This is a genomic window from Pseudomonas sp. rhizo66 (genome assembly GCF_031931925.1).
In the GTDB taxonomy this organism is placed as follows: domain Bacteria; phylum Pseudomonadota; class Gammaproteobacteria; order Pseudomonadales; family Pseudomonadaceae; genus Aquipseudomonas.
Genome location: NZ_JAUJWZ010000002.1, coordinates 261,060 through 275,515 on the forward strand (window position 1 = coordinate 261,060; position 14,456 = coordinate 275,515).

The following is a 14,456-nucleotide window of genomic DNA, read 5'->3' on the forward strand; positions in this document are numbered from 1 at the left end:
AGATCCCCGATGTCTGGCAAACCCGCAGCACGTGTATCCGACCCCACCGCTTGCCCGCTCCCCGGCCACGGCACCAATCCGATCGCCGCCGGTTCCGGCGACGTGTTCTTCGACGGCCTCGCGGCCGCCCGCGAAGGTGATGCCTCCGCGTGTGGTGGTGCGATGGTCGGCGGCTTGGCCACGACGGTAAAAATCAACGGCAAGTCTGCTGTCACTGTTGATTCCATAGGCTCCCACGGCAACAAAGTCACCGCCGGTTCCGGGACGGTGATTATCGGCAATTCGCATTCACCAGCCCCGTTTGTGCCGCCGTTGCCGGTGGAGCTCAGTTGGCCTTTTACCCAGCACTTCGTCGCACGCAATCCGAGAACCGGTGCTCCGGTCGCAAACCGTGCCTACACCCTGAGAACGGCCTCTGGCAAAGAAATCAAGGGCGTTACTGATGCACAGGGTAAAACGGCGCCGATTGCTTCCAATTTGGCTGAAAGCGTCACGCTTACCTTCGAACCGCAGTCTTCGCTCGTGATTGCATAGGGTTTATGACATGACCGCACCGGCACCACTCACGACCCAGCTCACGCCTTCTTCTGACAAGACGCCAGTAGAAGTGCCTGTGGACGAATTCCTGATCACAGATATTCCTGGCGCCATGAGAAAAATGGGCTGGGTGCAGGCCGCTCGACTGATGCAGCGCTGGTTCGATGGCAAGCCTTACGAAATGACTATCGACGAAAAAGAGGGGCGTCTTGACGTTAAACAACTCACTCCAGAAAAACTGTTTGATGATCTGGAGTTCGATTGGTTGAACAGTGCGTCACCGCACACAGGTGAAGATGTAAAAGCGTTGCTCGAAAAAGCAGCGTATGCCAGTCAGTACAACGAGCTGATCGGGCGTGCCAAAGGATTGAATCAACTGGCGCCTGGTCTTTTGCAGTTTATGACGCGTCTGAGAGATCTCGGGATTCTTGATCAGGCAAGCATGGATCTGAAAACAGGCGAATATGATTTCAGTTCTATGAGCGCCCAAGAGTTGGAAGTAACATCGCAGTACAATCGCAGGTCTATCGGAACTGATAAGTGGGCAAGAATTACTGATCCACTGGATGATGTTTACGGAACGTTGGGTGGGTTTTCCGTAAAGTTTGCTGTTACCAAATTTTCAACGGTTTCGAAAACCAAAAAAACACCGGCCACTTTGCATATCGAAGAAATTGGTTGCTACATACGTGATACGTATGAGTTTTTGAATGACAGCAGTAATAATCAGCCGCTTGGGTACTGGAGCTTTGAAAGTGGCGTGAAAGGATTTAGTGCGTTGGGTCGAGATACATTTGAGGCCGATGGCCAGTTATATCACAAGGTAACTAACGATAGCTTCAATCAGTACCGTGCTCTACATGGTAAAGGTGGCGATTTGTTTGTTTATTCAACCGTGAAGAAGTTGCCAACATCCATTGACTTTCGTTTCATGAGTGCCGATTTCGGTGAGTTCGTGGCGAGGGCAAAGCCGATGGTAGCGTCATGATCAGTGCTAACAGAAAACGAGGCGTTTATCTGCTGCTGGCTGTGTCATTGCTTCTGGCGATGCTTCTCGCGCTAAAAGTTCACAGTTCTCTGGTTGCAAAGCCATTAAAAACTTATGTGAGTGAATCTGGTAAATGCTACATCGCCAGATATGCAGCTGATTATGGATTTTTGGGAATCGCAGGAAGTTTGTTAGAACTTTTCAGCAGTCAATCCTTCTATCGGGTCTATTCAATGGATGGGGAACTTCTAAAAACATCTGAGTGGTATCTATGGATGCGAGAGGGAGATCCAGGGGCTGCCCCGGAATTTCATGGCGAGATGATCTTGTATCCGGGTTCTGAAGGCTGGGAAAGTTGGATAATTCCACAATGTCGGTAATAGGTTTTTTTGGGGCTGAAGGCACGTCCTCATTCCAGAGTGCCGATAAAGCCATGACCGGAGTTGCACATGAATAGCCGTCACGCCATCGGTCTGGCTGTGCACTCGCTAGCCTGTGTGATTTATATCGTTATGAATGGCTATGCGGTTCCCGCCTATAAACAACTGGTCGGTGGATTGACCTCGCACGGTGTCGCCATCGGCATGGCGATGTATCTGATTTTCTATTTTTTCGTTTTCATGAATTTGATTTTGGTCTTCATCCAGCGTCAAGCCATCCAGTTTGGCCTGGTAGTTTTGATGATGTTGACGATTCTGTTTTATCTGCTGCCGCAGTACCCCATTCGTGGCTTGGCCTATTGCGCGCTTACAGGTGGTTTGACGGTTTGCGCCATCCTGCTGACCAACGTCATCCACACGGCTTACACCCGCTGGCGCAAGCACGCGGCACTGCAACCGCTGGAGGCTCAGAAACGTCGAGCATTGCCGCGACTGTTGCTGGCTCCGGCGCTGACCGGTGTGTCCATATGCACCGTCTTGCTGGGGTTGAAGATTTTCGGTGGCTTAACGGCGCAGGCCTTGGCGCGACACTCGAGCGAGTCGGGCGAGTGCTACCTCATCACATACGCACCCGGTTATCCCAAGCTGGGATTGATCGGGCAAGTGTTTGGGATGTTCAGCAGCGGGTACTTTTTTCGGGTGTACACCAAGGACGGCGCGTTGCTCGAATCCTCGGAATGGAATTTCCGGGTGACTGAATTTTTTGCGGTTGCTCCCGAATCCAACGGCTCGACAGTGCTGTATCCCGGCACGCAAGGCTACGAAGACTGGTGGGTGCCGGAATGCGCCTGATCGCCAGAAGCTCTCTCATGCAGAAAACACACGGTATGCATCATGACGCAATGGATGCGTGTGTTTTCGAGGATGGAGGCTTGCCCGTGATAGGTGTATCGAACGAGATGGCCCTGCTCAGTCGCGCGCAACTCAGTTTCTTCATGGGAGCCTTGTGGACGCCATTCTTGGCCATGCTGGCGTTTTCATCCTATGGCCTGTGGATTGGCGAGTATTCGACATTCGACTCGTCCGAGACCCACTGGGTGTATCTGTTGTGGTTCGGCATGCCCGGGTTGCTGTTGTTTGCGCTATGGGGCTCGCGGGCCGCGAAGAGCCGCAATGAGCAGCAGGCGCTGCGAATGGTCTGGCTGGCGCCGTTGAAAATCATCCCTTTCTACGCGGTGCCCTGGATGCTTTATGGCTTGTGCAGCCTGGTCGCCGGGCCATTCGACAATGCTTTCATGGCCTACGGATGGATCCTGCTCGTGCCCTACCTCCTGATCGCCGGTTACTTCTGTGCCGGTCTGACGGTCGCGCTCTACAGGATATTTTTTTGATGAGTTCCACTACCAGGCAGGTAACCCGTGTCCTTTAACCACTACTACCAAAGCGAACTCACCGCACTGCGCCAACTCGGTCGCCGTTTCGCCGAGCGTAGTCCGGCGTTGGCGCCGTATCTGGGCCAGGCAGGGCGGGATCCGGATGTGGAGCGGTTGCTCGAAGGCTTTGCGTTTCTGACTGGGCGTCTGCGCCAGAAGCTCGATGACGAGCTGCCGGAGCTCAGCCATTCGCTGATGCAGCTGCTGTGGCCGAACTACATGCGCCCGCTGCCGGCGTTCAGCATTTTGCAGTTCGACCCGCTCAAGCGATCCGGGCCGGCATTGCGCGTCGAGCGCGATACGCCGATTGAAAGCAAACCGATCGAAGACGTGCGTTGCCGCTTCCGTACTTGCTACCCGACCGAAGTCTTGCCGCTGGATCTGGCCGCGCTGAATTACTCGGTGAAGGGCGACGGCTCGCTGCTCAGCCTGCGTCTGGAAATGAGCGCCGACGGCCACCTTGGTGAGCTGGAGCTGAGCAAGCTGCGCCTGCACTTTGCCGGTGAGCGCTACATCAGCCAGATGCTCTACCTGAGCCTGCTGCGCAACCTCGAAGGCATCGAACTGATCCCGCTCGACGGTGCCGGCAAACCGATCGATGGCGTCAGCGGCAAGCCGATGGCGTTCAAGATTCCCGGTGATCGGGTCAAACCGGTGGGCTTTGCCGAAGAAGAAGCGTTGATCCCGTATCCGCTGAACACTTTCCGTGGCTATCGCTACCTGCAGGAATACTTCGCCTTCCAGGACAAATTCCTGTTCGTCGACGTCAACGGTCTGGACATCATCAACGCGCTGCCGGAAGACACCCTCAAGCAGATGCGCGGCCTGGAATTGCGCTTCGATATCCGCAAGAGCGGCATCATGCGCATGCGGCCGACCCTGGATAACGTGAAGCTGTTCTGCACGCCGATTGCCAACCTGTTCGCCCACGACGCACTGCCGATTCGCCTCGACGGCAAGCAGGACGAATACCTGCTGCTGCCAGCGGAATACGATCTGGAAAACTGCGGCGTGTTTTCGGTGGAAACCGTGACCGGCTGGAAGCCCGGCGGCCTCGGTTATCAGGAGTACGTGCCGTTCGAGTCCTTCGAGCACGACCCGAGTTTCGACGTGCCCAACAGCCGTCCGCATTACAGCATCCGCCAGCGTTCGTCGCTGCTGCATGACGGCCTCGACACCTACCTGAGCTTCGGCATTCGCCACACCGAAGCCCACGAAACCCTGTCGATCGAGCTGATGTGCACCAACCAGAACCTGCCGCGCAAGCTCAAGCTCGGCGACATCTGCATGGCCTGTGAAGAAACGCCGGAGTTCCTCAGTTTCCGCAACATCACCCCGGCCACTTCCAGCTTCGCGCCGCCGCTGAACCGTGACTTCCTGTGGAAGCTGATCAGCAACATGTCGCTTAACTATCTGTCGCTGGCCGACGTCAATGCGTTGAAGGTGATTCTCGAAACCTACGACTTGCCGCGCTACTACGACCAGCATGCGGAGAAGGTCAGCAAACGCCTGCTCGGCGGCCTCAAGCACATCAAGCATCACCACGTCGACCGCTTGCACCGTGGGCTGCCGGTGCGCGGTCTGCGCACCGAACTGACCATCGACCCGGAAGGGTACATCGGCGAAGGCGACCTGTTCGTTTTCGCTTCGGTTCTTAACGAGTTTTTCGCGCTTTACGCCAGTCTCAATTCATTCCATGAACTGCGCGTAAAAAGCACACAGGGAGAGGTGTACCAATGGACACCACGTATGGGCCTGCAGCCCCTGCTTTAAGCGGGCTGACCAAGGTAATACGCGAGTACTCGCTGTTTCAGGCCGTGCTGCTGGTGATCGACCGGCTGCGCGAGGCACACCCGTACCTGAGCGAAGACGATCTGTACGACCACGTGGAGTTCCAGGCCAACCCGAGCCTGGGCTTTCCGCGCAGCGACGTCGATCGCGTGGAGTTTTTCGAAGAGCACGGGCAGATGCGCGCGCGCATGCGTTTCAACCTGATCGGCCTGGTCGGTTCTGGCTCGCCGTTGCCGGCGTTCTACGGCGAACAAGCCCTGGGCGACAGCGAGGACGGCAACCCGACACGCAATTTCCTCGACCTGTTCCACCACCGCCTGCAACGGCTGATGCTGCCGATCTGGCGCAAGTATCGCTATCGCGCAAGCTTCCAGAGTGGCGCGATCGACCCGTTCTCGTCGCAGTTGTTCGCCCTGATCGGTCTGGGTGGCGACGAGATCCGCAAGGCCAAGGAACTCAACTGGAAACGCCTGCTGCCGTACCTCGGCCTGCTCAGCTTGCGGGCGCACTCGGCGGCGCTGATCGAAGCCGTGCTGCGTTACTACTTCAAGCACGAAGACCTGGTCATCGAGCAATGCATCGAGCGCCGCGTGGAAATTCTCGAAGAGCAGCGCAATCGTTTGGGCCGCGCCAACAGCCTGCTCGGTGAAGACTTGGTGCTCGGCGAACACGTGCGCGACCGCAGCGGCAAATTCCGCATTCACATCACCGAACTCGACTGGCAGCGATTCCATGAATTCCTGCCGATCGGTTTCGGTTACCAGCCGCTCTGCGCGCTGGTGCGGTTCACCTTGCGTGACCCGCTCGATTACGACATCCGCCTGGTCCTGCGCCAGGAAGAAATCCGCGAACTGCGCATCGGTGAGCAGAACGCCTGTCGCCTCGGTTGGACCAGTTGGCTGGGCCGCGAAAAAGCGGACGGCGTGGTGACCCTGGGCAGCAAAATTCATTAAGGACGTGAGCCATGATCAACGTAGACCTGCAACAACTCATCCAGGCGCTGGACGCCGAAACCCGTCGTGATCTGGAACGTTCCGCCGAGCGTTGCGTGGCCCGTGGCGGCAGCAAGATCCTCGTCGAAGACTTGCTGCTCGGCCTTCTCGAGCGTCCGAACGGCTTGCTGTCGCGTGCCCTGCAGGATGCAGACGTCGACGCCGGTGAACTCAGCGCCGCGCTGCAATCGCGCGTCGAGCACAGTGCATCGCGCAACCCGGTGTTTGCCCCGGAACTGGTGCAGTGGCTGCAAGATGCGCTGCTGGTGGCCAACCTCGAACTCGGTCAGACCCAGGTCGAAGACGCGGCGCTGATCCTCGCCCTGCTGCGCAATCCGATGCGCTACGCCGGCAGCCGTTATCAGCCGCTGCTCGCCAAGCTGAACATCGATCGCCTGAAAGAATTTGCCCTGTCGCAACAGGAGCAACCGGCGGCCAATGGCAAACCGGCCGCGCAGGGCGAATCGCTGTTGCAGCGCTTCACCCACAACCTGACCCAACAGGCCCGCGACGGCAAACTCGACCCGGTGCTGTGCCGTGACGGCGCGATCCGCCAGATGGTCGATATCCTCGCCCGTCGCCGCAAGAACAACCCGATCGTCGTCGGTGAAGCTGGCGTGGGTAAGACGGCTATCGTCGAAGGCCTGGCTTCGCGCATCGCCGCCGGTGAAGTGCCACAAGTGCTCAAAGGCGTTGAGCTGCTGTCGCTGGACATGGGTCTGTTGCAGGCCGGTGCCAGCGTCAAAGGTGAGTTCGAGCGTCGCCTCAAAGGCGTGATCGACGAAGTCAAAGCCTCGCCAAAACCGATCATTCTGTTTATCGACGAAGCCCACACCCTGATCGGTGCGGGCGGCAACGCGGGCGGTTCCGACGCGGCCAACCTGCTGAAACCGGCACTGGCCCGTGGCGAACTGCGCACCATCGCCGCGACCACTTGGGCCGAGTACAAGAAATACTTCGAGAAAGACCCGGCGTTGGCCCGGCGTTTCCAACCGGTGCAATTGCACGAACCGACCGTCAGCGAAGCGGTGACCATCCTCCGTGGTCTGGCCCAGGTTTACGAGAAGAGCCACGGCATCTATCTGCGTGATGACGCGGTGGTCTCGGCGGCTGAACTGTCCGCACGTTATCTGGCCGGTCGGCAACTGCCGGACAAAGCCGTCGATGTGCTCGACACCGCTTGCGCCCGCGTACGCATCAGCCTCGCTGCCGCTCCGGAAAGCCTTGAGCGCCTGCGTGGCGAACTGGCTGAAGGTGGCCGTCAGCGTCAGGCGCTGCGCCGCGATGCCGAAGCCGGCCTGCTGATCGACCACGAAGCGCTGGATGCACTGGAAGCGCGTCTGGACGAAGCCGAAGACGAAATGGTCGCGCTGGAAACCCTGTGGACTGAACAGAAGCAACTGGCCGAGCGCCTGTTGGAATTGCGTCAGCAATTGGCCAAGGCTCGTGAAGCCGCCGCTGTCGAGCCGACCGTCAACGTTGAAGAAGACGCCGAAGGCACCGTGATCGAAACCGTCGCTGCCGAAGTCGAAGAAGGCCAAAGCGTCGAAGCGCTGGAAGCCCAACTCAACGAAACCCACAGCGCCTTGACCGCCGCCCAAGTCAAAGAGCGTCTGGTCAGCTTCGAAGTGTGCCCGCGTCTGGTCGCCGAAGTGATCAGCGCCTGGACCGGCGTGCCATTGGCGCAACTGGCCCGTGAGCACAACGCCAAAGTCGCCAGTTTCGCCACCGACCTGCGCACGCGCATCCGTGGTCAGGAACAAGCCGTGCACGCACTGGATCGCTCGATGCGTGCCACCGCTGCCGGCCTGAACAAACCTGACGCACCGGTTGGCGTGTTCTTGCTGGTCGGCCCGAGCGGCGTCGGTAAAACCGAAACCGCTCTGGCCCTCGCTGACCTGCTGTACGGCGGCGATCGTTTCATCACCACCATCAACATGTCCGAGTTCCAGGAGAAGCACACTGTTTCGCGCCTGATCGGTGCACCGCCAGGCTACGTCGGTTACGGCGAAGGCGGCATGCTCACCGAAGCCGTACGCCAGAAACCGTATTCGGTAGTCCTGCTCGATGAAGTCGAGAAGGCTGACCCGGACGTGCTCAACCTGTTCTACCAAATCTTCGACAAGGGCGTGGCCAACGACGGCGAAGGTCGCGAGATCGACTTCCGCAACACGCTGATCCTGATGACCTCGAACCTCGGTAGCGACAAGATCAGCGACCTCTGCGAAAACGGCGCACGGCCGACCGCTGAAGTCCTCGAAGAAACCATTCGCCCGGTGCTCAGCAAGCACTTCAAACCGGCGCTGCTGGCGCGGATGAAAGTGGTGCCGTACTACCCGGTCGGCGGCCCCGTGCTGCGCGAGCTGATCGAGATCAAACTCGGTCGCCTTGGCGAGCGCCTGAATCGCCGTCAGCTGGATTTCAGCTGGTGCCAGAACCTTGTCGATCACCTGTCCGAGCGTTGCACGCAGAGCGAAAGTGGCGCGCGCCTGATCGACCATTTGCTCGATCAGCATGTGCTGCCGCTGGTGGCTGACCGCTTGCTCGACGCGATGGCCACCGGTGAAAGCCTCAAGCGCGTGCATGCCACGCTCGACGGCGAAGCCAGCGTGACCTGCGAGTTCGCCTGAGGTGGGTGTGATGTTCACTCAGGTGCCGCAGCCACTGGTCTATGCCGAAGCGTTGCTGGCGCAGTTCGCCAGTCTTTCGCGGGCGGCGGACGGTGCTGCGCTGCTGGGTGACTTCGTGCGCGGTCTGGCCGAGCTGAGCGGTTGCGAATTGACGCAGCTGTATTTGCTCGACGCGACCCACACGTGCCTGGGAATGAACGCCGAATGCCTCGACGGCGCGTTGCAACCGCGTGAAGCGGCGAGCCTGCCGGCGGATTACAACGGTGAGCAACTGCTGCAATTCGCCCTGTGCCAGAACCGCGTGGTGTGCCTCGACGACTTGAGTGGCAGCCTGCACGAAACCAGTTTTCTGCCGGCGGCGGCTTCGCCATGGCAGTCGCTGCTGTGTGTGCCGCTGGTCAATCAGCACAAGGCTGTCGAAGGCCTGCTGCTGTGCGCCAGCCGTCGTCGCACCCACCTGCAAGGCTTCGCCGACTCCCTCGGCCAGCTCGGCTCGTTCGTGCTCGGCCAATTGCATTTGCTGCAACGCCTGCGTCAGCCGTTGGCAGAGTCGGCAACGGTTGTGCGCAGCGTGCCGAGCATCAGTGGTTATGGCTTGATCGGCAAAAGCGCGGCGATGCGCCAGACTCATTCGCTGATCAGCAAAGTCCTGCACAGCCCGTACACCGTGCTGTTGCGCGGCGAAACCGGCACCGGCAAGGAAGTCGTCGCCCGGGCGATTCACGACTGCGGCCCGCGCCGTTCCCAGGCGTTCATCGTGCAGAACTGCGCGGCGGTCCCGGAAAACCTGCTGGAAAGCGAGTTGTTCGGCTATCGCAAAGGCGCCTTCACCGGTGCCGACCGCGACCGCGCTGGCCTGTTCGATGCGGCCAATGGCGGCACGCTGTTGCTCGACGAGATCGGCGACATGCCGCTGTCGTTGCAAGCGAAGATTTTGCGCGTGTTGCAGGAAGGCGAGATTCGTCCGCTGGGTTCCAACGACACCCACAAGATCGACGTACGCATCATCGCTGCGACGCACCGCGATCTGTCGACGCTGGTCAGCGAAGGCAAATTCCGCGAGGACTTGTATTACCGCCTCGCGCAATTCCCGATCGAGCTGCCGGCGCTGCGTCAGCGCGACGGCGACATCCTTGAACTGGCCGAGCACTTCGCCGAGAAGACCTGCACGTATCTGCAACGCGATCCGGTGCGCTGGTCGAGCGCGGCGCTGGAACACCTGTCCGGCTACAACTTCCCCGGCAACGTGCGTGAACTCAAGGCCTTGGTCGAGCGCGCAGTGCTGTTGTGCGAAGGCGGCGAGTTGCTCGCCGAGCATTTCTCCCTGCGCATGGAGCCGATGCCGGAAGACAACAGCCACCTCAATCTGCGCGAACGCCTGGAGCAGGTCGAACGCACTTTGTTGCTCGATTGCCTGCGCAAGAACGACGGCAACCAGACCCTCGCCGCCCGCGAGCTCGGGCTGCCGAGGCGCACGCTGCTGTATCGGCTCGGCCGTCTGAATATCAATCTGGGAGATTTCGATGGGTAGGCAAAACATCCTCGATTTTCCCGCAAAACCCCATTTCAGCGCCGCCCGCAAGGGTCGGCGCTTTGTGCTTTGTCTACACCTGGAGACCCTCTGATGTCTGTTCGTCACTGGCACGCTGTCCTGCTGACCCTCGTCGTTCTATGCGGCCTTGGCGGCTGTAGCGGCAATTACAAATTCAACGACAACGACTATCGCCCGTTGGGTGATCCGCAAGCGGTCAATCGCGGCAAGTGACCGCAAGGAGCATCAAACATGGAATTGGTTTTCGAAATGCTGAACACCAAGCAGTTCGTGCCCACCGAGTTGTGCCAGAAGACCTTTAAACAGGCCGGCGGCGTGATCGGGCGGGGCGAGGACTGCGACTGGATCATCCCTGACCGCAAGCGTCACCTGTCCAACCACCACGCGATTGTCAGCTACCGCGAGGGCACGTTCTTCCTCACCGACACCAGCAGCAACGGTGTTCAGGACGGCGAGAGCGGCGCACGTCTGCACAAAGGCGAACCGGTGCGTATCGAGCACGGCAGCACCTACGTGCTGGGTGACTTCGAAATTCGCGCGCGCCTGGTGCGCGACCCGGCGACCTTCGACGGTGAAGTCGGCCGTCCGCGCGCTGCCGGCAGCATCATCCCGGACGACGCGTTCCTCGATCTCGACCCGCTCAATGCCCTCGAACAGCAAGAGCGTGTGTACTCGGAAATCGACGAACTGCTGGCGCCGAACACCAAGCCTGAGGATTCCCGTCAGCGTGCCGACTACGCGCGCATCGACATGGAAAGCCTGATGGTGCCGGAGCTGATTGCAGCACCCGCCGAACCCGAGCCCGCTCCGGCACCGAAAGCCGTTGAGCGTCAGAGCGAAGGTTTCTGGGAGCACTTCGGTGCGGCGCTGGGTGTCGACGTCAAAGGCCTCAGCCACGACGAACGCGAAGCCCTGGCGCTGAACGCGGCGCGTTTGCTGCGCCAAAGCATCGGCGGTCTGCAGCAGAGCCTGCGTACCCGCTCGGAGCTGAAAAACGAATTGCGTCTGGCCCAGACCACCGTGCAAGGCACCAACAAGAACCCGCTGAAATTCGCCGTCGATCCGAGCGAAGCGCTGCAGATTCTGTTGCAGCCAAGCAAGCCCGGCCATCTGCCGGCCGAGCAAGCCATCTCCCGCGCGTTCCGCGATCTGCAGGCGCATCAGGTGGCGCTGCTGACTGCCAGCCGCGCCGCAGTGCGCGGTACGCTGGAGCACTTCTCGCCGGAGCAGCTGACCCTGCGTTTCGAACGTGACAACAAGCCGTTGATCGCGACATCGGGCGGGCGCTGGAGAGCGTTCGGCCGCTATCACCAGGCGCTGCGTCAGGACGATGACTGGAGCGAGCGTCTGCTGGCCCGCGACTTCGCCCAGGCTTACGAAGAACAGATCCGCCTGATCTCCACCCTCCACACCGACCACCAAGGATGATGCGCATGTCTCGCCGCTCGACCGCTTTTTTCAAGACGCTGACTGCGCTCACCGTGCTGGTGCTGCTCGCCGGTTGCTCGTCGCTGTCGCCGTACTCGAAAGTGACCAAGATCAACCTGAAGCTGACCGGCAGCGATCAGCTCAACCCGGACCTCAACGGTCGGCCGTCGCCGATCGTCGTGCGCCTGTTCGAACTCAAGCACCCGGTGACCTTCGAGAACGCTGATTTCTTCAGCCTGTACGAACGCGCCAAGGAATCCCTCAACCCGGATCTGGTGGCCAGCGAAGAACTCGAACTGCGCCCGGGTGAAACCGTGGAGATGAAGCTCAAGGTGGAAGAGGGCAGCCTTTATGTGGGCGTTCTCGCCGCTTACCGCGACTTGCCGGACACCCAATGGCGCCACACCGTTCAGATCACTCCGCTGGAAGTCACCGAAGTCGATCTGACTCTGGACCAGACCGGCATCCGCAACACCAATCAAGTGCTCGCCAAGGCGGATGACTGATCATGAATACCCATAAAGTCATTTGGCAGGAAGGCATGCTGCTGCGTCCGCAGCACTTCCAGCACAACGATCGCTATTACGATCACCAGATGAAAACCCGCACGCAATTGTTGGGTGGTTACACCTGGGGTTTCCTCAATCTGGAGATCGACTTGCAGTTCCTCAACATGGGCAAACTGGTGATCAGTGAAGCCTCGGGAATTCTGCCGGACGGCAGCCTGTTCGAACTCGGTGGCAACACCGAGCCGCTGGCGCTGGACGTACCGCCGAACACCGGCAACACACCGATCTACCTGGCGCTGCCACTGGTCACCGGTAACCACATCGAGTCGCGCCGTCCGGAGCAGTCCGATGTGCTCGCGCGTTACACCGCGTACGACGCCGAAGTGGCCGACTCCAACGCCGGCGACGATTCCGCCAGTCAGGTCAGCTGCGGTCGCCCGGACTTCAAACTGTTGCTCGGCGAGCAGCAGAGCGATCAGGCCTACGTGAAGCTGAAGATCTGCGACGTACTCGACACCACGCCCGACGGCGTGATCAGCCTCGACCCGGATTTCGTGCCGACCTACATTCAGGCCCACGCCTCCAGCTATCTGCTGTCGTGCCTGAAAGAAGTCATCAGCATGCTCAGCCACCGTGGCGACACCATCGCCGAGCGCATCCGCTCCAACGGCAAGGTCGGCGGTGCCGAAGTCGGCGACTTCATGATGCTGCAACTGATCAACCGCACCGAGCTGCTGCTGCGTCACTACCTCGGTCTGGAACAGGTACATCCGGAAGAGTTGTACCGCACGCTGCTGACCATGCTCGGCGATCTGGCGACCTTCTCCGGCGAGAGCAAACGCCCGCGTCTGGACAGCCGCTACTCCCACGCCGACCAGGGCGGCAGCTTCCGCAAACTGATGGAAGCGATTCGTCAGGTGCTGTCGATGGTGCTCGAACAGCACGCCATCGAACTGATCCTGCAAGCACGTCAGTACGGCATCATCGTCTCGCCGTTGCACGACCACAAACTGCTCGGCTCGGCGTCGTTCGTGCTGGCAGCCAGTGCCAACTGCGACTCCGAAGAACTGCGCCACCGCTTGCCGGCGCACCTCAAGGTCGGCCCGGTGGAGCGCATCCGCCAACTGGTCAACCTGCACTTGCCGGGGATCAAGGTCAAACCGTTGCCGGTGGCCCCGCGGCAGATTGCGTTCCATTCGAACAAAACCTATTTCATCCTCGAACTCAGTTCCGAAGACCTGGCACAACTCGAGCGCTCCGGCGGTTTCGCGTTCCACGTGTCCGGCGAATTCGCCGAGCTTGAACTGAAATTCTGGGCCATCAGGAACTGACCGACATGATCAAGGAAACGGATTACAACCAGGACGACAAAACCGTCCTGCTCGATCGTCAAGGCCACGGACCGGCATCGAGTCCGCTGACCGACTTCGCCGCACCGCCGCGTTTCGAGCAACTGGAAGAGCGCATGATCTACGCCGCGCGCCTGCGCCCGGCGGAAGCGTTCAACATCAGCCTCAATTCGCTGGTCGCCGCCTCGTCCGAGCTGCTTTCGGAAGTGGTGCGTCTCAAGCACAGCGAAACCCGCGAAGACTTGTACGCACTCAACGAGCGCCTGACTGCCGGGCTGAAATTGTTTGAAGTACGCGCCCTGCATAACGGTGCCGAAAGCAGCCAGGTGATGGCCGCGCGTTACGTGCTTTGCACCGTGGTCGACGAAGCCGTCGTGACCACGCCGTGGGGCAACGAAAGCGAATGGTCGCAGATGAGCCTGCTGAGCAGCTTCCACAACGAAACCTTCGGTGGCGAGAAGTTCTTCCAGCTGCTTGATCGGTTGTCGAAAAACCCGGTCAAGCACCTGCCGATGCTCGAGCTGATGTACCTGTGCCTGTCCCTCGGTTTCGAGGGCAAGTACCGCGTACAAGCGCGCGGCATGCTCGAGCTTGAAGGCATCCGTGACGCCCTGTACCGGCAGATCCGTCAGTTGCGTGGCGACGTGCCGCGCGAGTTGTCGCCGCACTGGGAAGGCTTGAACGATCAGCGTCGCAACCTGGTGCGCATCGTGCCGGCGTGGATGGTGGTGTTGTTCACTTTTGTCTGCCTGGTGGTGATGTATTCGGGCTTCGCCTGGGTCTTGGGCGAGCAGCGCGACACCGTTCTGCAACCATATCAGCCGCTTGATCCGGCCGCGGTGCAACCGCAGTCGCAGCCGTAAACAG

14 protein-coding genes are annotated in these 14,456 nt (G+C 59.8%); all 14 read left to right on the forward strand.

Annotated features, from left to right (window positions below; translation table 11 throughout):
- The first annotated feature begins 9 nt into the window (after window positions 1-9).
- The 14 genes from QZR14_RS03195 to icmH all read left to right on the forward strand — a co-directional run bounded on the left by QZR14_RS03195 (window position 10) and on the right by icmH (window position 14,452).
- Window positions 10-534 (forward strand): PAAR domain-containing protein, encoded by a 525-nt coding sequence (locus QZR14_RS03195; RefSeq protein WP_122842177.1) that lies wholly within the window; start codon window positions 10-12, stop codon window positions 532-534.
- Between the two features lie 10 nt (window positions 535-544).
- A complete protein-coding gene (locus QZR14_RS03200; protein WP_311995875.1) occupies window positions 545-1,525 on the forward strand; it encodes a DUF6402 family protein in 981 nt (326 codons plus the stop codon).
- Entirely contained in the window at window positions 1,522-1,905 is a 384-nt protein-coding gene (locus tag QZR14_RS03205) for a hypothetical protein (protein WP_250605640.1), read from the forward strand. The genes QZR14_RS03200 and QZR14_RS03205 overlap by 4 nt, the downstream gene beginning before the upstream one ends.
- 69 nt (window positions 1,906-1,974) lie before the next feature.
- Entirely contained in the window at window positions 1,975-2,757 is a 783-nt protein-coding gene (locus tag QZR14_RS03210) for a hypothetical protein (protein WP_311995876.1), read from the forward strand.
- Between the two features lie 107 nt (window positions 2,758-2,864).
- Entirely contained in the window at window positions 2,865-3,296 is a 432-nt protein-coding gene (locus QZR14_RS03215) for a hypothetical protein (protein WP_186620433.1), read from the forward strand.
- A 27-nt stretch (window positions 3,297-3,323) separates the two neighbouring features.
- Window positions 3,324-5,111, forward strand: coding sequence for a type VI secretion system baseplate subunit TssF (tssF, locus tag QZR14_RS03220; protein ID WP_277759871.1), 1,788 nt, complete (start codon window positions 3,324-3,326; stop codon window positions 5,109-5,111).
- Window positions 5,075-6,082, forward strand: a complete 1,008-nt coding sequence (tssG, locus tag QZR14_RS03225; protein WP_123454698.1) for a type VI secretion system baseplate subunit TssG — start codon at window positions 5,075-5,077, stop codon at window positions 6,080-6,082. The genes tssF and tssG overlap by 37 nt, the downstream gene beginning before the upstream one ends.
- Before the next feature lie 11 nt (window positions 6,083-6,093).
- Window positions 6,094-8,751 carry a type VI secretion system ATPase TssH gene (gene tssH / locus QZR14_RS03230; protein WP_311995877.1) on the forward strand — a complete coding sequence of 886 codons (2,658 nt, stop codon included), beginning with the start codon at window positions 6,094-6,096 and terminating at the stop codon, window positions 8,749-8,751.
- A 10-nt stretch (window positions 8,752-8,761) separates the two neighbouring features.
- A complete protein-coding gene (locus QZR14_RS03235) occupies window positions 8,762-10,282 on the forward strand; it encodes a sigma-54 interaction domain-containing protein (protein ID WP_250605644.1) in 1,521 nt (506 codons plus the stop codon).
- 93 nt (window positions 10,283-10,375) lie between these two features.
- On the forward strand, window positions 10,376-10,516 hold the full coding sequence (locus tag QZR14_RS03240) for a hypothetical protein (RefSeq protein WP_003229566.1): 141 nt from the start codon (window positions 10,376-10,378) through the stop codon (window positions 10,514-10,516).
- An 18-nt stretch (window positions 10,517-10,534) separates the two neighbouring features.
- Complete coding sequence (gene tagH / locus QZR14_RS03245; protein ID WP_064116459.1) at window positions 10,535-11,731, forward strand: type VI secretion system-associated FHA domain protein TagH; 1,197 nt, start codon at window positions 10,535-10,537, stop codon at window positions 11,729-11,731.
- Between the two features lie 5 nt (window positions 11,732-11,736).
- Window positions 11,737-12,237, forward strand: coding sequence for a type VI secretion system lipoprotein TssJ (gene tssJ, locus QZR14_RS03250; protein WP_007920299.1), 501 nt, complete (start codon window positions 11,737-11,739; stop codon window positions 12,235-12,237).
- Window positions 12,238-12,239: 2 nt separating this feature from the next.
- Window positions 12,240-13,571 (forward strand): type VI secretion system baseplate subunit TssK, encoded by a 1,332-nt coding sequence (gene tssK, locus QZR14_RS03255; protein ID WP_064389585.1) that lies wholly within the window; start codon window positions 12,240-12,242, stop codon window positions 13,569-13,571.
- A 5-nt stretch (window positions 13,572-13,576) separates the two neighbouring features.
- On the forward strand, window positions 13,577-14,452 hold the full coding sequence (icmH, locus tag QZR14_RS03260; RefSeq protein WP_016985783.1) for a type IVB secretion system protein IcmH/DotU: 876 nt from the start codon (window positions 13,577-13,579) through the stop codon (window positions 14,450-14,452).
- The last annotated feature ends 4 nt before the right edge of the window (window positions 14,453-14,456 follow it).